The sequence below is a fragment of the Pseudomonas sp. RA_35y_Pfl2_P32 genome, assembly GCF_963970735.1.
Classification (GTDB): domain Bacteria; phylum Pseudomonadota; class Gammaproteobacteria; order Pseudomonadales; family Pseudomonadaceae; genus Aquipseudomonas.
The window spans coordinates 26,380-47,920 of record NZ_CAXAQF010000004.1 but is presented as its reverse complement, the minus strand read 5'-3'; the positions used below and the strand labels follow the sequence as shown (position 1 = coordinate 47,920).

General features: G+C 60.5%; 21 protein-coding genes and 1 pseudogene. 10 read left to right on the top strand and 12 right to left on the bottom strand.

Annotated features, from left to right (window positions below; translation table 11 throughout):
* Positions 1 to 8: 8 nt before the first annotated feature.
* From AACY45_RS05190 to AACY45_RS05175, 4 genes and pseudogenes are all read right to left on the bottom strand, one after another.
* Positions 9 to 1,076 (bottom strand): phosphotransferase family protein, encoded by a 1,068-nt coding sequence (locus tag AACY45_RS05190; protein WP_339544466.1) that lies wholly within the window; start codon positions 1,074 to 1,076, stop codon positions 9 to 11.
* A 145-nt stretch (positions 1,077 to 1,221) separates the two neighbouring features.
* Positions 1,222 to 2,187 carry a 2-hydroxyacid dehydrogenase gene (locus AACY45_RS05185; protein ID WP_339544465.1) on the bottom strand — a complete coding sequence of 322 codons (966 nt, stop codon included), beginning with the start codon at positions 2,185 to 2,187 and terminating at the stop codon, positions 1,222 to 1,224.
* Between the two features lie 215 nt (positions 2,188 to 2,402).
* Positions 2,403 to 2,843 (bottom strand): hypothetical protein, encoded by a 441-nt coding sequence (locus tag AACY45_RS05180; RefSeq protein WP_339544464.1) that lies wholly within the window; start codon positions 2,841 to 2,843, stop codon positions 2,403 to 2,405.
* Between the two features lie 102 nt (positions 2,844 to 2,945).
* A pseudogene (locus tag AACY45_RS05175) lies at positions 2,946 to 3,471 on the bottom strand (DUF4822 domain-containing protein).
* A gap of 647 nt (positions 3,472 to 4,118) precedes the next feature.
* Between AACY45_RS05175 and AACY45_RS05165 the strand changes: the two are divergent.
* Complete coding sequence (locus AACY45_RS05165) at positions 4,119 to 5,399, top strand: HAAAP family serine/threonine permease (RefSeq protein WP_339544463.1); 1,281 nt, start codon at positions 4,119 to 4,121, stop codon at positions 5,397 to 5,399.
* A 249-nt stretch (positions 5,400 to 5,648) separates the two neighbouring features.
* Positions 5,649 to 5,897: a hypothetical protein gene (locus AACY45_RS05160; protein ID WP_339544462.1), complete on the top strand. Its 249-nt coding sequence runs from the start codon at positions 5,649 to 5,651 to the stop codon at positions 5,895 to 5,897.
* Between the two features lie 113 nt (positions 5,898 to 6,010).
* Here the strand turns inward: AACY45_RS05160 and acnB are convergent, their stop codons facing one another.
* Complete coding sequence (gene acnB / locus AACY45_RS05155; RefSeq protein ID WP_339544634.1) at positions 6,011 to 8,611, bottom strand: bifunctional aconitate hydratase 2/2-methylisocitrate dehydratase; 2,601 nt, start codon at positions 8,609 to 8,611, stop codon at positions 6,011 to 6,013.
* A gap of 406 nt (positions 8,612 to 9,017) precedes the next feature.
* Between acnB and AACY45_RS05150 the strand changes: the two genes are divergently transcribed.
* On the top strand, positions 9,018 to 9,488 hold the full coding sequence (locus AACY45_RS05150; protein WP_159996767.1) for a DUF1289 domain-containing protein: 471 nt from the start codon (positions 9,018 to 9,020) through the stop codon (positions 9,486 to 9,488).
* Positions 9,489 to 9,553: 65 nt separating this feature from the next.
* Here the strand turns inward: AACY45_RS05150 and AACY45_RS05145 are convergent, their stop codons facing one another.
* A complete protein-coding gene (locus tag AACY45_RS05145; RefSeq protein WP_339544461.1) occupies positions 9,554 to 10,420 on the bottom strand; it encodes a universal stress protein in 867 nt (288 codons plus the stop codon).
* A gap of 224 nt (positions 10,421 to 10,644) precedes the next feature.
* On the opposite strand from AACY45_RS05145, the gene AACY45_RS05140 reads away from it, so the two are divergent.
* From AACY45_RS05140 to AACY45_RS05130, 3 genes are all read left to right on the top strand, one after another.
* Entirely contained in the window at positions 10,645 to 11,253 is a 609-nt protein-coding gene (locus AACY45_RS05140) for a tRNA-(ms[2]io[6]A)-hydroxylase (protein ID WP_339544460.1), read from the top strand.
* Positions 11,254 to 11,417: 164 nt separating this feature from the next.
* On the top strand, positions 11,418 to 12,125 hold the full coding sequence (locus AACY45_RS05135) for a winged helix-turn-helix domain-containing protein (RefSeq protein WP_339544459.1): 708 nt from the start codon (positions 11,418 to 11,420) through the stop codon (positions 12,123 to 12,125).
* Positions 12,126 to 13,412 carry an ATP-binding protein gene (locus AACY45_RS05130; protein WP_339544458.1) on the top strand — a complete coding sequence of 429 codons (1,287 nt, stop codon included), beginning with the start codon at positions 12,126 to 12,128 and terminating at the stop codon, positions 13,410 to 13,412. It begins immediately after the preceding gene.
* A 148-nt stretch (positions 13,413 to 13,560) separates the two neighbouring features.
* On the opposite strand, the gene AACY45_RS05125 is transcribed toward AACY45_RS05130, so the two are convergent.
* Both AACY45_RS05125 and AACY45_RS05120 read right to left on the bottom strand, forming a co-directional pair.
* Positions 13,561 to 14,361 (bottom strand): MipA/OmpV family protein, encoded by an 801-nt coding sequence (locus AACY45_RS05125; RefSeq protein ID WP_339544457.1) that lies wholly within the window; start codon positions 14,359 to 14,361, stop codon positions 13,561 to 13,563.
* A 111-nt stretch (positions 14,362 to 14,472) separates the two neighbouring features.
* Positions 14,473 to 14,877 carry a PaaI family thioesterase gene (locus AACY45_RS05120; RefSeq protein WP_339544456.1) on the bottom strand — a complete coding sequence of 135 codons (405 nt, stop codon included), beginning with the start codon at positions 14,875 to 14,877 and terminating at the stop codon, positions 14,473 to 14,475.
* 364 nt (positions 14,878 to 15,241) lie between these two features.
* On the opposite strand from AACY45_RS05120, the gene AACY45_RS05115 reads away from it, so the two are divergent.
* The 4 genes from AACY45_RS05115 to AACY45_RS05100 all read left to right on the top strand — a co-directional run bounded on the left by AACY45_RS05115 (position 15,242) and on the right by AACY45_RS05100 (position 17,583).
* Complete coding sequence (locus AACY45_RS05115; protein WP_339544455.1) at positions 15,242 to 15,880, top strand: cytochrome b/b6 domain-containing protein; 639 nt, start codon at positions 15,242 to 15,244, stop codon at positions 15,878 to 15,880.
* Complete coding sequence (locus AACY45_RS05110; protein WP_339544454.1) at positions 15,877 to 16,668, top strand: molybdopterin-dependent oxidoreductase; 792 nt, start codon at positions 15,877 to 15,879, stop codon at positions 16,666 to 16,668. The genes AACY45_RS05115 and AACY45_RS05110 overlap by 4 nt, the downstream gene beginning before the upstream one ends.
* Before the next feature lie 72 nt (positions 16,669 to 16,740).
* On the top strand, positions 16,741 to 17,052 hold the full coding sequence (locus AACY45_RS05105; RefSeq protein ID WP_339544453.1) for a pentapeptide MXKDX repeat protein: 312 nt from the start codon (positions 16,741 to 16,743) through the stop codon (positions 17,050 to 17,052).
* A gap of 177 nt (positions 17,053 to 17,229) precedes the next feature.
* Entirely contained in the window at positions 17,230 to 17,583 is a 354-nt protein-coding gene (locus tag AACY45_RS05100; RefSeq protein WP_339544452.1) for a BON domain-containing protein, read from the top strand.
* Between the two features lie 59 nt (positions 17,584 to 17,642).
* Here AACY45_RS05100 and AACY45_RS05095 read toward each other — a convergent pair whose 3' ends face one another.
* From AACY45_RS05095 to AACY45_RS05080, 4 genes are read right to left on the bottom strand one after another with little or no spacing between them, the layout of a single operon-like run.
* On the bottom strand, positions 17,643 to 18,614 hold the full coding sequence (locus AACY45_RS05095) for an oligopeptide/dipeptide ABC transporter ATP-binding protein (RefSeq protein ID WP_339544451.1): 972 nt from the start codon (positions 18,612 to 18,614) through the stop codon (positions 17,643 to 17,645).
* The gene (locus tag AACY45_RS05090) at positions 18,614 to 19,603 is read right to left on the bottom strand and encodes an ABC transporter ATP-binding protein (RefSeq protein WP_445261163.1); all 990 of its coding nucleotides are present in this window, start codon (positions 19,601 to 19,603) and stop codon (positions 18,614 to 18,616) included. The genes AACY45_RS05095 and AACY45_RS05090 overlap by 1 nt, the downstream gene beginning before the upstream one ends.
* Before the next feature lie 2 nt (positions 19,604 to 19,605).
* Positions 19,606 to 20,487 (bottom strand): D,D-dipeptide ABC transporter permease, encoded by an 882-nt coding sequence (gene ddpC, locus AACY45_RS05085; RefSeq protein WP_339544449.1) that lies wholly within the window; start codon positions 20,485 to 20,487, stop codon positions 19,606 to 19,608.
* Between the two features lies 1 nt (position 20,488).
* Positions 20,489 to 21,505: an ABC transporter permease gene (locus AACY45_RS05080; RefSeq protein WP_339544448.1), complete on the bottom strand. Its 1,017-nt coding sequence runs from the start codon at positions 21,503 to 21,505 to the stop codon at positions 20,489 to 20,491.
* Positions 21,506 to 21,541 lie beyond the last annotated feature (36 nt).

Genomic DNA, 21,541 nt, shown 5'->3' with positions numbered 1-21,541 from the left:
GAGGGCGGTCAGAGGCTGGATTTGTGGATCACTTGCAGGCTCATCTGCTCCAGCAGCTTGTTCATCGAGATGAACTGCGCGAAGCGTTTGTCCTGGGTCTGGCCATGGAAGAAGCGGTAGTAGATCTGCTGCACGATACCGGCCAGGCGGAACAGCCCGTAGGTGTAGTAGAAGTCGAAATTGTCGATCTGGATGCCTGAGCGTTCGGCGTAGTAGTCGACGAACTCACGCCGGGTCAGCATGCCGGGGGCATGGCTGGGTTGGCGTCGCATCAATTGCACCGGCGCCGGGTCGGCGGCTTCGATCCAGTAGGCGAGGGAGTTGCCCAGGTCCATCAGCGGATCACCCAGGGTGGTCAGCTCCCAGTCCAGCACGCCAATGATCTGCATCGGGTTGTGGGGGTCGAGGATCACGTTGTCGAAGCGATAGTCGTTGTGCACGATGCTCGATGTCGGGTGGTCGGCCGGCATCTTGTCGTTGAGCCAGGCCTTGACCGTCTCCCAGCTCGGCGCATCCGGGGTCAGGGCTTTGTCATAGCGCTCGCTCCAGCCACGAATCTGCCGGGCCACATAGCCTTCAGGCTTGCCCAGGTCGGCCAGGCCACAGGCCCGGTAGTCGACGCGATGCAACTCCACCAGTTTGTCGATGAAGCTCTTGCACAGTGCCTGGGTCTTTGGCGCATCCAGGCCCAGCTCCGCTGGTAGTTCGGAGCGCAGGATGATGCCCTTGACCCGTTCCATTACATAGAATTCGGCGCCGATCACCGCGTCGTCGGTGCAGTGCACGTAGGCTTTGGGGCAGTACGGGAAACCGTCCTTGAGCTGGTTGAGGATGCGGAACTCGCGGCCCATGTCGTGGGCGGACTTGGCCTTGTGGCCAAAGGGTGGGCGACGCAGGACAAACTCCTGCTCGGGGTATTCCAGCAGGTACGTCAGGTTGGACGCGCCGCCGGGGAACTGGCTGATCTTCGGTAACCCGCTCAAGCCTGGAATGTGGGCCTTGAGGTACGGGTCGATCAGGCTGGCATCAAGTTCTTCGCCTGCGCGAATACGGGTGGACTGGTCGTTAAGCGCCATGCTTATCCCTTCTGCTTATTCTGGAGGCCAGGAATTATTGGCTAATCTAATGCGCACACCCGGCACCCACAACCATGGCGTTCCTTTATAGGTGAGCGTGTTGCCGGTTAATCATTGTTTTTGATACAGGCGTTTGAAAAGTGCTTCAGCGTGTCGCGCGCCGAACCGCTGGCGGCAGCTCTATGGGGGTCAATAGCGGGCGATTGGAGAAGAACGCCAGCAGGTTCTGCCCCACCAATTCCACGGTGCCCTGGGTTGCCTCGGGCGACAGGCCGGCGACGTGGGGGGTGAGAATGACGTTGTTCAGGGCCTTGAGTGCATCCGGCACCTGGGGTTCGGCATCGAACACATCCAGGGCGGCACCGGCGATCCGGCGCTGTTCCAGGGCGCTGATCAGGTCGGCGGTGGCGATCACGCTGGCGCGGGCGATGTTGACGATAAAGCCGTGGGGCCCGAGGGCGTCCAGCGCCTGCTTGTTGATCAGGTGCTGGGTGCTCAGGCCGCCTGGGGTGCAGACGATCAGAAAGTCCGAGGCCCGCGCCAACTCGGTGGGGGTGGAGCAGAAGTCATAGGGCACGTCGTTACGCACCTGGCGGTTGTGGTAGCTGACGCTCATGTCGAAACCGTTGGCCGCGCGCTTGGCGATGGCCATGCCCACCGCACCCAGCCCGAGGATGCCCAGGTGCTTGCCGGCCAGGGACGGGCGCATGACTTTCGGCCATTCGCCACGACGCACCGCCGAATCGGCGCGGGGAATGTCACGCACCAGCGCCAGCAACAGGGCCATGGCATGGTCGGCCACTGAGGAGGCGTTGACCCCCGCCCCATTGGTCACGCGAATGCCCCGGTCGCTGGCGGCCTGCAAATCGACCTGCTCATAGCCGGCGCCGATCACGCAGATGATCTTCAGGTTGGGCAGGGCGGCGATTTCTTCGGCGTGCAGGCCCAGTGGCCCGCGTGTCAGCACGGCGTCGATTTGCCCGCCGTAGGTGCTGATGGCTTGGGTGCGTTCGGTGGGGGTGGGGGCGAGAATCAGGTGAAAGCCTTGGTGTTCGAGAATCGGCAGGTAGTCGTTGATGGTTTCAACCAGTACCAGGACGGTTGCGGGCATTACTTTACTCCTGTAGTCGGCTGCGTGGCGGGCGTCATGCGTCGTTTCAGAGTGCTGATTCCAGAACCACTTGGCAATGGTGGTTAATCGCAGTTGCGGTGTTCTCCAGTCTGGCCTGCTTCGCGCAAGAAGCAAATGTATGACGCTGGGCCACCGCAAGCGCAGTGACGTCTATTATGCGCAGCACACTGCAAAGGCAGTGTGCTGCTGCAATGTCACTGGGCTATTGGCGACTGGTTTGCCCTGTTTTGTTCCGCCAGTGCGATGGCTTTGAAATCATAGGTCGGATAAAACTCGGTCCTGTATGCTCCCCACGCCGTATTTTCGAGTGCGAGATTTACTTCTGCCAAGCGAGAGGCTGGAAGTCGCATTGTGACCACTTGCCCGATGCCCATCATGATGTTCCAACTGACAACCTCGACTCCCGCAGGTGGAAATGTCTTGTAAAATCCTTGACTGGCAAGCTGAGTCTTTAGTTCGCCCAAGGGCCTTGACTGATCATGTTTTAAAAAAACAGTCAGCATGACTGCATTCTCTGGCGTAGCAACGGCATTTTTTGCGGCGGGAGTTGTTGTGGGCTGCGCGCTGACCGCACTGCAGAAGACCGAAGTAACAAGTAGTGTGGGTACCAGCAGTGTTCTGATCGTTTTCTGCACGGTGACTCTCCATGTTTTGGTTTGGTGGCTGAAGTATTTCAAAGGAAGTTACAATTCAGCTGAGGTCTCTCAGGTCGATAACATAAAGGCGATCGATTGATATTAGTCGGTGGCAGGTGTGCCTGGTCTAAGCGCGGATTTAGTTTCTACTGAGCCAGTGTAAGGGGCATGAACGACATAGATGCGTACAGGGGGGGTATTTTCTCCCGTGTGGTGGGGGACTTCACGAGAGTAAGTGAACTCACTTCGATTCAAGGTTTCCAGGCGCCTGACCACTGTCTTGGTTGGCCCGACATCGGGTACCAGAATGTGGGTCTTATGATCGCCAGTGATGAAAAAGTACCCGCCGCCGCCATTGCTGTACTTGGATTCGCCTGTGTCAGTGTAAAAAAACTCGTAGCGATTTCGTTCCGGGTCCCACGTTGATATTCCCACCACGCCTGGATAATTGTCTTTCACGTCCGTTTGGGGGGGCGCCCTCGATATACACCTTGGTTGTCAGCCATCGAGCAGAGGAGGCGAATTCCCGGATATCGGCAGTGGCCGGGAGTTGCTGCGCAAAGCTACTAAATGGACATAACAGCGCCGCGAGAAACAGGCATTTAAAAGTCATCTTGTTTTTTTGCATGAGGTTATCGCCTTCTCAGGATTTTGCAGGTTACTGTTTATTAATGATCAGCATTAAAAGCGCAAAAATATAACCCTGGAAGACCTGTTGCTCAATAGTGGGGTGGTGGCTTGTAACAAATAAGTGCTTTTTATTTGAAGTAATATTTTGTCTTATTTTATTTGTGTTCGGATTGTAGGGCTGCTCCTGCCTATATAAATTGATAGATGATGTTGCGTTGTAATTCGTTCAGTCCCGGTTCAGAAAACATCGTGTTGCTCAAGGATTTCATCGGATAACGGTTTCCCCTGAGTGGCTCGGGCCAGGGTGGCTGCATCTACCATTGGCGAATACTTTATCAGCACCTGCTGTCGATCCTGAGCGTCGTCGCCGGTTGCCAGCAACGAGTCAGAAATTTGCGGCTATTGGCTGAGCCCAACATTTAATCGCTGCTGCTACACATTTCAGTATCAACACCAACGCTTCAGCAGAACAGAAAACCCCCTGTCATTTATCTGATCCGCACCACCGCTCCTCAGCTAAGTCTTTGCTTCTGTTCATTAATACCGGACAATCGCGCCCCTGTTTCGGCCAGGGCGCTGCCTGTCAGCTATTTCTGACTCGTCCTGACCGAGTGGCAAGTGACCGGAATGCGGAGATCCGACCGGATGAATGATCAGGCCAATAGCGTTGATGAACGTTATGAAGCGGCGGCACCAGCAAGCCTCACCAGCTGGAATCGTCATGACACCACCTGGATGCTGGGCCTGTTTGGCACGGCGATTGGTGCGGGCACCTTGTTTTTGCCGATCAACGCAGGCGTTGGCGGTTTCTGGCCGCTGTTGATCCTGGCGCTGCTGGCATTCCCCATGACTTTCTACGCACACCGTGGCCTGACCCGCTTCGTGTTGTCCGGTCGCGAGGGCGCCGACATCACCGAGGTGGTCGAGGAGCATTTCGGGATCAAGGCTGGCGCGCTGATCACCTTGCTGTACTTCTTCGCGATCTTCCCGATCCTGCTGATCTACAGCGTGGCCTTGACCAATACCGTGGGCAGCTTCCTTGAGCACCAGTTGCACATCATGCCGCCGCCACGGGCCATCCTCTCGTTCGTGCTGATCCTCGGCCTGCTGGCGGTGGTGCGTTGCGGCGAGCAGGTGATCGTCAAGGCGATGAGCCTGATGGTCTACCCGTTCATCGTCGCGCTGCTGTTCCTGGCGGTGTTCCTGATTCCGCACTGGAATGGCGGCATCCTCAGCACCGCGAGCACCCTGCCAGAGCCTTCGGCGTTGCTGCATACCCTGTGGCTGGCGATCCCGGTGATGGTCTTCTCGTTCAACCACTCGCCGATCATCTCGGCCTTCGCGGTGGACCAGAAGCGTCGTTATGGCGTTCACGCCGAAGAGCGCAGCTCGCAGATCCTGTCCCGCGCTCACCTGTTGATGGTGGCGATGGTGCTGTTCTTCGTCTTCAGTTGCGTATTGACCCTGTCGCCGGCGCAGTTGGCTGAAGCCAAGGCGCAGAACCTGTCGATCCTGTCGTACCTGGCCAACCATTTCAGCAACCCGACCATCGCGTTCGTGGCGCCGTTGATTGCGTTCGTGGCGATCTCAAAGTCGTTCCTGGGGCACTACATCGGTGCCAGTGAAGGCCTCAAGGGGCTGATCGTGAAAAGCGGCAAGCGCCCGGGTGCCAAGGCCCTGGACCGCATGACCGCGGCGTTCATGCTGGTGGTGTGCTGGATTGTCGCGACGCTGAACCCGAGCATCCTGGGCATGATCGAGACCCTGGGCGGGCCGATCATTGCGGCAATTCTGTTCCTGATGCCGATGTATGCGATCCGCAAGGTGCCGGCGATGGCGCGGTATCGTGGCCACGCGTCGAATGTGTTTGTCACGGCGGTGGGGTTGGTGGCGATTACGGCGCTGATTTATTCATTGAGCGCCTGATTTGCTCTTCTGATCGTAGACTGTCCGATTGACTGCAAGTGACCGCTACGCGTAATTCGCGTAGCGGTTTTTTTTTCGGCTGGCGCTGTCCCACCCCATACGGGAAAGTATAGAAATATTCAGCTCCTATCATGAGCTGATAGCAAAGCGTTCTAAAAAACTGTCATTTCTTACAGGTTACGCTCGAGGGCTGCCTTCGTATCCTTACGTCGCACTATCTTATTCGCCACTTAACGAAGAGAGGACGGTATGAATACTGCCAGTTTGAAAATTATCGCTTCGAAAACAACAAACTCTGGGCTTGACGATATTAAAATTGCCTATGCAGAGGGCAATAGACTGGATGTTCAAACGGGTGATGATGTCACATTCATCAATAAGGCTGGAGAAGTGACGCTTGAAGGTCGTGTTGTCGGTAGGGCAGTCAGCATTCACTATGAAGAAAAACCAGCCGTAGTCACTGGGCCTGTTCTTTATGTGGAGGAAAGCAACAAATGAAAAAGCCTTGATTGCGAATGCACTCTCTCTGTCTTACACGCTGTAGCGTCAATGCCAGAAGTAAAAACGCCGCTCATCTCACGATGGGCGGCGTTTTTCATTGCGTTGCAACGTTAGGCTTGAACAACCGGGATCTTGGCGTTCGCAGCGGCTTCACGGAACTCGGCGATCTGGTCGAAGGACAGGTAGCGGTAGACATCGGCCGCCATGCTGTCGATCTTGCCCGCGTATTCCATGTACTCCTCGACGGTCGGCAGGCGACCCAGGATCGATGCCACGGACGCCAGCTCGGCCGAAGCCAGGTAGACGTTCGCGCCGTCGCCCAGACGGTTCGGGAAGTTACGGGTCGAAGTCGACACCACGGTCGAGTTCGGTTCTACCCGTGCCTGGTTACCCATGCACAGCGAGCAGCCCGGCATTTCCATGCGCGCGCCAGCCTTGCCGTAGATGCCGTAGTAGCCTTCTTCGGTCAGTTGGTGAGCGTCCATCTTGGTCGGCGGCGACAGCCACAGACGGGTTGGCAACTGACCCTTGACCTGATCCAGCAGTTTACCGGCAGCGCGGAAGTGACCGATGTTGGTCATGCACGAACCGATGAACACTTCGTCGATCTTCTCGCCAGCAACGCTGGACAGCAGACGGGCGTCGTCCGGATCGTTCGGCGCGCAGAGAACGGGCTCCTTGATCTCGTTCAGGTCGATCTCGATGATTTCCGCGTATTCGGCGTCAGCATCGGCAACCATCAGCTCAGGGTTGGCAATCCAGGCTTCCATCGCTTGGGCGCGACGTTCCAGAGTGCGCGCGTCGCCGTAGCCTTCGCCGATCATCCAGCGCAGCAGGGTGACGTTGGAGCTCAGGTACTCGGTGATCGACTCTTTCGACAGCTTGATGGTGCAACCGGCAGCCGAACGTTCGGCCGAGGCGTCGGACAGCTCGAAAGCCTGTTCGATGCTCAGGTTGTCCAGGCCTTCGATTTCCAGGATGCGGCCGGAGAAAGCGTTCTTCTTGCCTTTCTTCTCTACGGTCAGCAGGCCAGCCTGGATCGCGTAGTAAGGAATGGCGTGAACCAGGTCACGCAGGGTGACGCCTGGTTGCATTTCGCCCTTGAAGCGCACCAGGATCGATTCCGGCATGTCCAGTGGCATGACGCCAGTGGCTGCGGCGAAGGCTACCAGGCCGGAACCGGCCGGGAACGAAATGCCCATCGGGAAACGGGTGTGGGAGTCGCCACCGGTGCCGACGGTGTCCGGCAGCAGCATGCGGTTGAGCCACGAGTGGATGATGCCGTCGCCCGGACGCAGGGATACGCCGCCACGGGTCATGATGAAGTCAGGCAGGGTGTGGTGGGTGGTCACGTCGATCGGCTTTGGATAGGCCGCGGTGTGGCAGAAGGACTGCATGACCAGATCGGTCGAGAAGCCCAGGCACGCCAGGTCTTTGAGTTCGTCACGGGTCATTGGACCGGTGGTGTCCTGGGAGCCGACGGTGGTCATCTTCGGCTCGCAGTAGGTACCAGGACGAACGCCTGCTACGCCGCATGCCTTGCCGACCATTTTCTGCGCCAGGGTGAACCCCTTGGTGCTTTCGGCAGGTGCTTCAGGCTTCTTGAACAGGTCCGAAGGTGGCAGGCCCAGTTCGGCACGTGCTTTTTCGGTCAGGCCACGGCCGATGATCAGCGGAATACGGCCGCCAGCGCGAACTTCGTCCAACAGCACCGGCGTCTTCATTTCGAAGGTGGTCAGGACTTCGTCGGTGCCGTGCTTGCAGACTTTGCCAGCATGCGGGTACAGGTCGATCACGTCGCCCATGTGCATGTTGGTGACGTCGAATTCGATTGGCAGTGCGCCAGCATCTTCCATGGTGTTGTAGAAGATCGGAGCGATCTTGCTGCCGAAGCAGAAGCCGCCAGCGCGCTTGTTCGGCACGTAGGGAACGTCGTCGCCGAAGAACCACAGCACCGAGTTGGTCGCCGATTTACGCGACGAGCCGGTACCGACCACGTCACCGACGTAGGCGATCGGGAAGCCTTGGCCGCGCATTTCTTCGATCTGCTTCATCGGACCGGTGACGCCTTGCTGGTCAGGCACGATGCCTTCACGAGCCATTTTCAGCATGGCCAGGGCGTGCAGCGGGATGTCCGGGCGGGACCAGGCATCAGGGGCAGGAGACAGGTCGTCGGTGTTGGTTTCGCCGGTGACCTTGAACACGCGCAGGCTGATCTTGTCGGCCAGGGTCGGACGGTTCTTGAACCACTCGCCGTCAGCCCAGGATTGCAGGACGCCTTGGGCATGCACGTTGCCGTTCTTGGCTTTTTCCGCGACGTCGTGGAACGCATCGAACATCAGCAGGGTGTGCTTGAGTTGGGCAGCAGCGACCGGGGCCAGTTCGGCGTCGTCGAGCAGGTCAACCAGGGTCACGATGTTGTAGCCGCCCTGCATGGTGCCGAGCAGTTCTACAGCGCGTTTTTTGTCGATCAGAGGGGAAGTGGCTTCGCCCTTGGCCAGGGCGGACAGGAAACCGGCCTTGACATAGGCTGCTTCGTCCACGCCAGGTGGAACGCGATTGGTGATCAGGTCCAGCAGAACGGCTTCTTCGCCAGCCGGGGGGGTCTTCAGCAGCTCGACCAGGCCTGCAGTTTGTTCGGCGTTAAGCGGCTGGGGAACGATACCCAGTGCTGCGCGCTCTTCGATATGTTTGCGGTAGGCTTCAAGCACAGTTATTACCCTCATCAGTGGTCCCAAATGGGTGTCCGGGACGCTCATCCCGAAATTGCCGTACTCATGCGCTGCGTGGCGTTGTGGGCCGCTTAGCCAGAATTACCGACAATTCCTTACAGAAGCTGCTTTCAAAGTTTTACGCCTGCAGAACGGGAGCTGATGAGGGTTGGCGACAGGTTTTTCACCGCTGAAAAACCTTTCGCCAACACCGCTCTGAAGGAACGACTGTGCTCGTGACGCTTTGAAAACAGCTTCTAACGGACATTGGCGCCTAAAAAGGCTGGCTGATTCTACGGCAAAAAAAAATTAAAGGTAAGTTCGCCCCTGAACTTTGAGGGGTGATGAATGTTAGACAAAGGGCTAACATGCCGGCCTGTCCTGCTTCCTCGCGTCCTGCCTACCTATGCCCAATCAGACCATCAAGACCCCCTGCATCGGCCTCTGCTCCACTGTTTACGGGGATCTGGTGTGCCGTGGTTGCAAGCGTTTCCACCATGAAGTGATCCACTGGAACGGTTACAACGAGGAAGAAAAACGCGCCGTGTGGCTGCGTCTTGAGCAACTGCTGGTGCAGGTGATGGCCGGCAAGCTGGAAATTTTCGATGCCAAGCGCCTGCGCGAGCAGCTGGAATCACGAAAAATCCGCTTTGTGCCCCATCAGTCGGAATATTGCTGGGCCTATCAGTTGATTGCCCGTGGGGCGCGGGTGATCAACAACCTGGAGGCCTATGGCATGGTGCTGCTGCCGGAGTTTCGCGAGTGGAACCTGCCGGAGTTGCGTGATGCCATTGATCGGGAATTTTTCCTTTTGTCCGAGGCCCATTACCAGCGGTACATTGCCCCGGGTTTTCTCAAGGATGTATTTGGCGGCTAGGTCAAAAAACCTCTCGGGTGAGCCGGCTCCGATGGTGGAACTGGCTCACCAGTGAAAGCGCGCCCTCAGGTCTCGCTAGACACCAATTCCTCCAGGTGGTCCATGATCTCCTGCGGCTTGAGTACCAGCACGTCGCTTTCCAGGGCGTCGAGTACCACTTCCGCGGTATTGCCGATCAACGCCCCCGAGAATCCGGTCCGCGCCACGCTGCCGATCACCGTTACCGCCGCCTGCAGCTTGTGGGCCATGTGCGGAATCAATACATCCGCCGGACCTTCCTCGACATGCAGGTGCTCGTCATCGATGTCGAACTCGGCCTGGAACGCCTTGCAGTCGTCGCGGTAGCGCGCCTCGATGGTTTCCTTGAGCTGGAACACCGGGTCGGCAGCTGAAAGCATCGGCGACGGATGCGCGGTGATCACATGCAGTTGGGCCTTGGCCAGATAGGCGATGTCGAACCCATGATCGACGATGGTGGCGTGCAATACCCGGTGTTCGGGGTCATTGTTCCCCACATCGATGGCCGCCAGGATGGTCCCGCCGGTCCAGGGCTTGGCGGTTTTCACCAGCAGTACCGGGCTTGGGCAATGGCGCAGCAGCTTCCAGTCGTCCGGGGTCAGGAGGAATCTTTTCAGCGGATTGTCGGCAAAGTGCTGCTTGACCACCAGCCCGCAGCCTTCGGCCAGTTGCACATCGACAATGGTGTCGTGCACGGTTTCATTCCAGGCCTGCTCAGTGGTCACGCTGTGGCCTTCGTTCACCAGGCTGGCCTTGAGCACGCTCAACAGCGCCGAGTGATCATGCTTTTTATCGCAAATCAGCAAATGCAGGTGCGCCTGGGTGACCCCGGCGATCAGCTTGGCGCGCTTGAGCGCCAGGCTTTCGTCGGGGGAGGGCTCAATCACCACCAGAATGCTGCGGATGTCTTGCATGGTCGGGATCTCCGATGACAGAAAGTAACCTTGTTGAACAACTATAGATGCTGGTGGTGATCCAGGGCCTTGATGTATATCAAGTGTCGCGACTGGTGGTCTGTCGGCAGCCCGGTATAATCGCGCCTCGCTTTGAACCCATTGCCCGTGAGCCCCATGTCATCGATCCCTGAAATCTTCGCCGTCCTGCCCCATGGTCCTGTTGAACTGCCGGAAGTGAGCCAATGATCCTTCCCGAGATTCATGAGTTCCTCGGTTGCCGGACGCCGGATGGTTGGGTTCAGGCGGCGCTGGCCGATCAGGAAACCCTGCTGATCGACCATAAGAACTGCGAGTTCAAGGCCGCCAGCACGGCGTTGAGCCTGATTGCCAAGTACCACTCCCATGTCGACCTGATCAACCTGATGTCGCGCCTGGCCCGTGAAGAACTGGTGCACCACGAGCAAGTCATGCGCCTGATGAAGAAGCGCAAGATCGAGCTGCGCCAGCTGTCCGCCGGGCGTTACGCCTCGGGCCTGCGCAAGGTGGTGCGCAGCCACGAACCGGTCAAGCTGGTGGACACCCTGGTGGTCGGGGCCTTTATCGAAGCCCGCAGCTGCGAGCGTTTCGAGGCGCTGGTGCCACACCTGGACGAGGAACTGGGCAAGTTCTACTTCGGCCTGTTGAAAAGCGAAGCCAGGCACTTCCAGGGATACCTGAAGCTGGCCTACCAGTACGGCGACGCCAAGGACATCGCCCAGGTGATCGACCGGGTACGCGCTGCCGAGAAGGAGCTGATCGAGTCGCCGGACGTCGAATTCCGCTTCCACAGCGGTGTACCGGCCGCCGCCTGAGCGATTGTCAAAGAATCCGGGGCAATTGTTAAAAACTCTTAAGAGTATGAAAGATCACTGAAAACCGTCCGCCAAGGGCGGTTTTTGCCGTCTGGCATCTGCGTCCCGCCGCCGATTGGCGCCATAATGCTGCCCCTTCACTCAAGGCGTAGTCGACGGTCGTTATGGATAACCTGGGTTTTGGCAAAGTATTGCTGGTGGAAGACGACGAAAAGCTCTCCGGGCTGATCGCTTACTTTCTGTCCCAACACGGCTTCGAAGTGCGGCAGGTGTATCGCGGCGACCTGGCCCTGGCCGCGTTCCTGGAATTCCAGCCAAAGATCGTCGTACTCGACCTGATGCTACCGGGCCAGAGTGGGCTGCACCTGTGCCGTGAGATCCGCAGCCTGTCCGATACCCCCATCGTCATCCTCACCGCCAAGGAAGATGACCTCGACCACATCCTCGGCCTGGAGTCCGGTGCCGACGACTACGTGATCAAGCCGATCAAACCGCCCGTGCTGCTGGCACGCCTGCGGGCCCTGCAACGCCGCCAGGTTCCGGAAAGCACGGTGCGCGGCGCGTTGGAGTTCGGTGGCCTGCTGATCGATCGCAGTTGCCGCGAAGTGCGCCTGGCCGGCGAACTGATCGAGCTGACCACCATGGAGTTCGAGTTGCTGTGGCTGCTGGCGAGCTCGGCCGGCAAGACCCTGTCTCGGGACGATATCCTCAATCGCATGCGCGGCATCGCCTTCGACGGCCTTAACCGCAGCGTCGACGTGTACATCAGCAAGTTGCGGGCCAAGCTCAAGGATAACCCGCGCGAGCCGGTGTGCATCAAGACCGTATGGGGCAAGGGCTACCTGTTCAACCCGTTTGCCTGGGAGCTATAGATGCTGCGTCTGTTCTTTGGCCTGTTCCTGATGCTGGCAATTGGTCTGGTGGCGGCCCTCGAGGTGGTGGACCGGACCTTTACTGCGCTCCTCGACGGCACCCTGAAAACCTATAACCGCGAGGCCGTGCGCGGGCCCGTCTATTCACTGGTGGAGCAACTGCGTGAGCTGGATGGGCCGGGCCGGGAAGCACAACTGGAAAAACTGCGGCCCCATTACGGCCTGCGCCTGCAGTTGGTCGAGCCGGCCGAGCTGGCACTGAGCGACACCGAACGGGCCGAGCTGGCGGATAACCTGATGGTGATCCGCGAGCAATACACCCAATTCATCTCGCGCATCGACGACGGCGAGCAACTGCTGAGCATCACGTTGCCGGAGGAACCCAGTCGCACCACCATCTACATGGTCCTGGCCTACAGCATGCTCGGGGTGTTGCTGGGCATCGTGCTGTTCTTCTGGGTTCGCCCGCACTGGCGTGACCTGGAAAAACTGCGCCTGGCCGCCGAGCGCTTTGGCGACAACGACCTGACGGCGCGGATCCAGCTGTCCAAGCGCTCGAATATTCGTGACCTGGCGGAACACTTCAACCAGATGGCGGCGCGCATCGAAGGCCTGATCGCCAACCAGCGCGAGCTGACCAACGCAGTGTCCCATGAGCTGCGCACGCCGATTGCGCGATTGTCGTTCGAACTGGACCAGCTCAAGCAGCAGGCTGACCCGAGTGCCAACAAAGCCCTGATCGCCGACATGTATGCCGACCTCGGCGAGCTGGAAGAAATGGTCTCCGAACTGCTGACCTACGCCAGCCTGGAGCGCGGCGCGACGGTCATCAGTCGGGAGAGCATCCAGGCCAACAACTGGCTCGACAGCGTGGTCGGCAGTGTGACGCTGGAGGCCGAGGCTGCCGGGGTGCAGCTGCTGATCGTCGAGTGCGACCTGGAGCAAGTGCGCCTGGAGCCGCGCTTCATGGCCCGGGCGGTGATCAACCTGCTGCGCAACGCCATTCGGTATGCCGAGCAGCGGGTGGAAGTGTCGCTGGTGCGTAACGGCGATCACTATGAAGTGCGGGTCAATGACGACGGGCCTGGCGTGCCGGTGGAGGGCCGGGAAAAGATCTTCGAGCCGTTCTCGCGCCTGGATGCCAGCCGCGACCGCCGCACGGGCGGCTTCGGCCTGGGCCTGGCGCTGGTACGGCGCGTGTCGCAATCCCATGGCGGGCACGTGCACGTGACGGATTCACCGTCGGGCGGGGCGTCGTTTCGCATGACCTGGGCGCACCTGGATTAATCAGGAAACCAGCGAACCCCAAACCCAGTGGGAGCGAGCCGGGCGGCGTTCCGTATGCTCGCGATGGTCGCCAACGATCACGCATGTATTCAGGATAAACGCGGCGTTCTCCAGGTCATCGTGGGCAAGCCCACAATGACTGTGGCCCTCAAAAGGTGTACACCGCCTGGCCAGCCAGCGACGTCTGCCACCGCCGCTCGACCAGTGGGCTGTCGGCGGCATCGCCGTTGAGGTACTGCAGCGCCAGCACCGTCGACACGCGCCATTGTTCGTCGATCGGCAGGGACCAGCTCAGGTCCGCGCCGCGACTGACCAGCCCGCCATGGGTGTCATGGACGCGGAACTGGCTGCGCGAAGCCTGTTGGGGGCTGACGCCATACCAGGTGCGCACATAGTTGCCGTCACCGAACTGGCTGTTGAGACTGCCCAGCAACTCGCCGTAGGCACCCTTGTACAGCGGCGCGCTGATGCTCAGTTTCAGGTGGTTGTAGGCTGAACCGGTGTCATGATCGTCGTCCTTTTCCAAGGCGTATTCGAAGGTCGCGCCAAGGATGGCCTCGCCCAGGGGGTAGGTGGCCTCGAGGCCGAACACCGGGCGCGACTGGATCGAACCCATGCCGTTGAGTGCGTCGCTGCCGTGGAACTGCGATCTGCGGTCCTTGCGTGCATCACTGGCGCCGACGTACAGGCTCAGGCCAAAGTCGTCCTCGTCAAAGGCCCAGCCCACGCCCTTGTCGCTGTCGAGGAAGAGCCCATAAGGGCTGCTGATCTGCACCCCCAACAGCGGTGTACTGACTCGCTCGTCGCTGCCGCTGTAGCGGGGCAGGTTGGCGATGCCGGCGTGCACACGGGCGTGCCAGTCTTCGGCAGGCAGCGGGTCGGCGCCGGTCAGCAGGCCGAGGGCGGTGAGGGAGAGGCACAGGCACTTGCGGTTGTTCAGGGAGGACATGGGGCATCCAGGGGAAATGAGGATGCCGCCATGCTAGGCGCGCGAACGCAGGCAATCTTTGACAGCTTTGTCGGGAAACTGTCAAAGACTGTGCAGTGGCCCGGCCGGTCCTCAGCCCGCCTCGATCGGTACCAGGATCGCATCCCCGGTGGCCACCAGTTTCAATTGCTCGCCGCTCTGGGCAAACAGTTCGGCGCGGGCGAACACCTGCTTCTTGCCGGCCTTGATCACCTTGCCCCTGGCGATGAATACCTCACCCACCGCCGGTGCCAAACAGTTCACCGAGAAGTGCGAAGCCAGCACGTTACCGGCCACCGTCCCGGCGGCAAAACCGCAGGCGGTATCCAGCAGGGCAGCGATCATCCCGGCATGCAGGAAGCCGGCATATTGCGCCATGTCGGCCTCGCGAAAGGCCATGGACAGTTCCACCTCGCCACTCTCGGCGCGGGTGACGTGCAGGCCGGCCCAGCGGTTGAAGGCCGAACGTGAATTGATCTGTTTGAGTGTGTTGAGCATGTCGAATCCCTCCGGTTGAAGCATCACCCTGCGCCTGGGGCAACCGGAAGTCATCGACGATAGAGCAGGGTGATAGGCCACCAGGAGGCGGGTGAATGCCGGCGAGTGGATAGCTGGTGCACGCCGGGAGATTCATCACACCCGAGGCGGGTTACCGCACCCTCCCGAGGGGAGCGCGCGGGGAGGCGGGGTGTTTCGGCGGCCCGGCGGCCGGGCATTGAAGCCTATCCCGGGGCCTGGGTCCAGAGGGCGGAAACCCAAGGAAACAAGTGCGCAGTTATCACATTTAGTTGAACTTTCCGTGAGGATTTAGCGATCTATTGGCCGGCATACTCCCTCGCAAATCCACCGTCAGGAACTGATCATGTCAGTGCTGCCAGCCCCCACCCGCGTTCCTGTTGCGAACCTGCATCCCAGCCATCCCCGTTGGCTGAGAGTGACCCATTGGCTCAATGCCCTGGCCGTGCTGATCATGGTGACCAGCGGCTGGCGCATCTATAACGCCTCACCTCTCTACGACTTCAGTTTTCCCCTGTCGATCACCCTCGGTGGTTGGCTGGGCGGCGCGTTGCAATGGCATTTTGCGGCGATGTGGCTGCTGCTGTTCAACGGTCTTGCGTACCTGCTGATCAACCTCGCCAGTGGCCGCCTGTCACGGCAGTTTTTCCCGCTGTCGGCCAAGGGCGTGGCGCAGGACCTGTGGGCCGCCTTGAGGGGGCGCCTGGGGCATGCCGACCTGAGCCACTACAACCAGGTGCAACGGCTGGCCTACCTATTCGTGATGCTTGACATCGCGGTGACGGTGGTCTCCGGGTTGGTGCTCTGGAAGTCGGTGCAGTTCGCCACGCTGCGCGAATTAATGGGAGGCTACGAAGGCGCCCGGCATGTGCATTTCGTGGCGATGGCGCTGTTGGTGGGGTTCACGGCGGTCCATCTGCTGATGGTCGCCCTGGTGCCTAAAACACTCTGGGCGATGATCGTCGGCCGCAAGGAGCGCCCATGAACAAGCATACGCAAGGTCCACAGTTGGATGAGTCCTCCATCCTGGCCGATGCCAGGAAAATCCTCGCGCCACAGTTGCAGATCGAGGACCGCTCGCGCCGCTCGTTCCTGCTCAGGGGCCTGACCCTGGGTGGCGTGGCGATGTTGTCCGGTTGCAGCTTGAGCGACAACGACAGTGTCGAGACCGCGTTGTCAGCGATGTCGCGGTTCAATGACCGGGTGCAGGGCTGGCTGTTCAATCCCAACGCACTGGCACCGACTTATCCGCAGTCAATGATCACCCGGCCGTTTCCCTTCAATGCCTTCTACGGCATCGACCAGGTACCGGTGGTCGAGGAGGCCGAGTATCGGTTGGAAGTCACTGGCCTGGTGGCAGACCGGCGCAGTTGGCGCCTCGAGGAATTGCGCGCCATGGCGCAGATCGAACAGATCACCCGGCACATCTGCGTGGAAGGCTGGAGTGCGATTGGCCGCTGGGGCGGGGTGCGCTTCAGCGATTTCCTCAAGCGGATCGGTGCTGATACCGACGCCAAGTATGTCGGTTTCAAATGCGCCGACGACTACTACACCAGCATCGACATGGCCACCGCCCTGCATGCGCAAACCCTGCTGGCCCTGACCTATGACGGCGAGGTGCTGCCGCGCCAGTACGGCTTCCCGATGAAGCTGCGCATGCCGACCAAGCTGGGCTACAAGAACCCCAAACACATCCAGGCGATTTTCGTCAGCAACACCTACAGCGGCGGCTACTGGGAAGACCAGGGCTACAACTGGTTCGGTGGTAGCTGACGGGCGCCGATTTTACTCACGGCGCAGCGCCCGCTGCGTCGATTCGCAACCTGAGCATCAAGGAGTTACACCATGAAAAAGATCACCACTGCAGTCCTGTCCATGTGCCTGGCACTGGGCGCCGCCAGCGTTTATGCCGCTGACACCATGGGCAAGGACAACATGTCCAAAGATGCCATGAGTAAAGATGCCATGAGTAAAGACGCCATGAGCAAGGACTCGATGTCCAAGGGCGCCATGAGCAAGGACGCCATGCACAAGGATTCGATGTCCAAGGATGCAATGGGTAAAGACGCTATGAGCAAGGATGCAATGGGCAAGGATGCAATGAGCAAGGATGCAATGAGCAAAGACGCCATGAAAAAAGACGCCATGGCGCAGTAATTCCCTCCGGGCACGCAAGCGAGCCATCCCGGCAGATCCCTTAGGCCGCCTTCCAGGCGGCCTTCTTGCGTGGCCAGTCGGCACCGCGCGCCACGCACTATAATCAATCTGTGTTGTGGCGTGTATTGCCCGGCGAGCCTGCTGGCCATACGACGGCTCACAACAGAGGGTTCTGCCATGAAAAATCATTCCTTGCAGCATTTGTCCCACGACCTGGGCATGGCCGTTCACGACACGTGGACCACCACCCGGGTGAAATCCGCCCTGGCCTTCTTTGACAAGACGTTGAGCCTGAATGTCCACGTCAAGACCCACGCCGGCACGGTGACCTTGAGCGGCAGGGTGCTGACCCATCGCCAGTGTGAACAGGCCATTGAACTGGCGCGCGGCGTGCCCGGGGTCATGGAGGTCGACGCCCGGGCACTGCTGACGAACGTATTCATGCCGGGCAGCAACATGGAGGCACCCGACGCCGAGGAACGCCACGAATACCGCTCGCCGTTGTCGGGTAAAAAGGACGATGAGCTTTAACTGATCCGCAACTCAACCTTAGCAGCCGGGGAGTGGTCCCCCCGGCTGGCCCCGCCCGATCACAGCTGGACGTGACACCTGACTCGCTGCTGCTCACCGCCACGCAGCACCTGCGGTTGTTCACAGCCGTGGGTGCTGAGACTGCAGCGCTCACGGAAAAAACAGCCTTCGGGCAGTCGCCGGTTACCGGGCAACTCGGTCGGCGCGGCGACCTGCTCGGCGTGCAGGGCCACTCCCAGGCGGGGCACCGCTTCGAACAGCAGGCGGGTGTAGGGATGGCGCGGCTCTTCGAGGACCTGGGCGGCGCTGCCCAGTTCGACGATCTGTCCCAGGTACATCACCGCCACACGGTCGGCCATGTGCCGCACCACCGAGACGTTGTGGGAAATTAATATGTACGTCAGGTTGCGTGCCCGTTGCAGTTCGGCCAGTAGGTTGAGGATCTGCGCCTGCACCGAGATATCCAGGGCCGAGGTCGGTTCGTCGAGGACGATGATATCCGGGTCCGAGGACAGGGCCCTGGCGATGGCGATCCGTTGCCGCTGGCCACCGGAAAACTGGTGGGCAAAGCGGTCCAGGTATTCCGGGCGGATCCCCACCTGCGCCGCGACCTTGGCCGCGATCTCGCGCATCTCGCTGCGGTTGCGGTTGCCACGGGCGTACAGCGGTTCGGTGATGATCCTCCAGATGGGCAGGCGGGGATCGAGGGACGATTGCGGATCCTGGAACACGATCTGCACGTTGCTGCTGCCTGGGCCCTTGCTCCCGGCAGCCCAGTTCAACTCACCGCTGCTAGGCGTGAGCAGGCCCATCAGCAACTGAGCCAGGGTGCTTTTGCCGCAACCGGACTCGCCGACGATACCCAGGGTTTCCCCGGCCCGCACCTGCAGGTCGATGCCGTTGAGGGCGTGGGCGTAACCCCGTGGTCGCCCCAGCCAGTCGTTGCTCACCGGGAAGCGCACACGCACATCCGTGAGCCGCAGGATCTCGGCTGCGGCGTCGGTAACGGGGTGAATCAGCGCGCTGTTCATCACGCAAACTCCTTGAGCGGCAACCAGCACGCGCTTTGGCGTTGCTCATTACCCTGGATGGGGGTCAGGACCGGACGTTTGCCGCACATCGGCATGCTGTGGGGGCAGCGTTCTTCGAAGGTGCAGCCCACGGGCAGGGAGGCCAGGTTGGGCACTTGCCCGGGGATGGTCATCAGCGGCTGTCCCGGCTCGACCATTTCCGGCAGGCCGCTGAGCAGCCCTTGGGTGTAGGGGTGTTGTGGGTTGCCCATGACCTCGGCGGTGCTGCCTTGCTCGACCACGGCGCCGGTGTACATCACATAGACCCGGTCGCAGAACTGCGAGACCAGCGCCATGTCGTGGGTGATCAGCAGGATCGCCGTGCCTTTTTGCCGGGCCTTCTCGCGCAGCAGCAACAGCACCTGGCGTTGCACCGTGACGTCGAGGGCCGTGGTCGGCTCGTCGGCGATCAGCAGTTGCGGTTCGCAGGAAAACGCCAGGGCGATCATCACCCGTTGGCGCATGCCGCCGGACAGCTCGAAGGGATAGCTTTCCAGCACCTGTTCAGGGCTGGCGATGTGCATGTCACGCAGCAACGCAATGGCCTTGGTGCGGGCTTCGGCGGCGCTGATCTTCTGGTGGTGGATGATCACGTCGAGCATCTGCCGGCCAATGCGCCGGGTCGGGTTGAGGGCGGTCATCGGCTCCTGGAAGATCATCGCCGCATCGCGACCGCGAATCTGCAGCAAGTCTTTTTCCGGGGCGGCGAGCATGTCGCGGTTGAGCATGTGCAGGCTGCCACCGGTCACGCGATAACTGCGCTCGGGCAGCAGGCGCATGCTGAGCATCGCGGTGACCGACTTGCCCGAACCGGACTCGCCGACCACGCCGACGATTTCCCCGGGATTGACGTGCAACGACACACCGTTCAAAGCCTTGACGTTGTTCTTGTAGGCCGGGAATTCCAGGCTCAGGTTATCGATGGCCAATACAGGCGTAGCGGTGTGCATGGTCATTTCCCCTGTTGCCGTGGGTCGAGCAGGTCGCGCACGCCATCGCCCAGCAAGTTGAAGCCGGTGGCGGTGATCAGAATCGCCAGCCCCGGGAAGGTCGAGTACCACCAGTTGTCGAGGATGTAGTTGCGCCCGGTGGCGACCATGGCGCCCCATTCGGCGGTGGGTTGTTGCGCGCCCAGGCCGATGAAGCCCAGGGCCGAGGCCATGAGGATGGCGCTGCCGATATCCAGGCTCAACTGCACCAGCAAGGGGGGCATGGCATTGCGTGCGACGTGCCAGTGCACCATGTGCCAGCGCCCGGCGCCGAACGTTTCGGCGGCCTTGACGTAGCCCATCTGGCGGATGCTCAGGGCCTGGCCGCGGGCCAGGCGCACATAGGACGGAATCCGCACCAGGGTAATTGCCAGCATGGCATTGAACAGGCTGGCGCCCAGCGCGGCGGCCAGGGCCATGATCAGCACCAGGGAGGGCACCGACAGCATGATGTCCATCAGGCGCATGGTCAGGGCATCGAAGCGCCCGCCGATCACCCCGGAAAAGCAGCCCAGCAAGCCGCCAATGAAACATGAGGCAAAGGCCACGAACAGGCCGACGCCCACCGATTGCTGGCTGCCGTACAGCACCCGACTGAACAAGTCGCGGCCGACTTCGTCGGTGCCGAACCAGTGTTCGGCCGAAGGGGGCGCCAGGCGTTCGGCGAGGTTCAGGGCATTGGGGTCATGGCTGGCCAGCCAGGGCGCAAAGATCATGCACAGCAGCACCATCAAGGTGATCGCCAGGCCGGCCATGGTCAGGGGGCTGCGGCGAATCTGGTAGGCCAGGTAGGCGAGTTTTTCGCGCCAGCGCGGACCACGCGCGGCTGTCAGGGTCAGGGACATTTCAATTCACCTCGCCAATGCGTGGGTCAATCACGCGGTACAGACGATCGATGGCCATGTTCAGCAGTACATAAATAAACGACACCAGGATCGCGAAGCCCATTACCGCCGGGAAATCCAGGGACTGGATCGACTTGACCACATAGGCGCCCATGCCGGGCCAGGCGAACACGGTTTCGGTCAGCACTGCGCCATACAGCAGGTCGCCCAGGGTCAGCCCCAGCACCGTCACCGACGGAATCAGGGCATTGGGCAGGGCATGACGCAGGATTACCGTCCAGCGCGACAGGCCATAGGCGCGGGCTGTGCGGATGTAATCCTCGCCCAGTTGATCGAGCATCGCCGAACGGATCTGCCGGGCGACCACCCCCAGGGTCACGAACCCCAGGGTAGCGGCCGGCAGGATCAGGTGTTCCAGGGCATCGAGAAACAGCCCGAAGTCGCCGGTCAGCAGGGCGTCGATCAGGTAGAACCCGGTGAAGGTCGGCGGCGGCGCCACGCCTTCGGACAACCGGCCGCCGCCGGGCAGCCAGCCCAGGTGACCGTAGAACAGCACAATGGCCCCCAGGCCCAGCCAGAAGGCCGGGGTGGAGATGCCCGTGACTGCCAAGGTCCGCGCGATCTGGTCAATCGCCCGGTTGTGATAGACCGCCGACAGCACACCCAGGGGCACACCCACCAGGATCGCCAGGAACAGCGCCACCAGGGCCAGTTCCAGCGTGGCGGGGAAGAACGCCTGCAAGTCTTCCAGCACCGGACGGTTGGTGCGGATCGACGTCCCGAGGTCGCCGTGCAACAGGTCCATCAGGTAGCGGCCGTATTGTTGGTACAACGGCAGGTCCAGCCCCAACTGGTGACGAATGCCCGCCACCAGCGCATCGCTGGCCCGGTCGCCGGCGATCAGCCGGGCCGGATCCCCGGGAATCAAGTGGGAAATTGCAAAGGTAATCAGCGAAACGCCGAACACGACCAACACCAGGCCGAACAGGCGCTTGCGCAACAGAGTCAGGAAGGCCATTGGGCACCTCAGTCACAGCAACGACAAAATTCAACA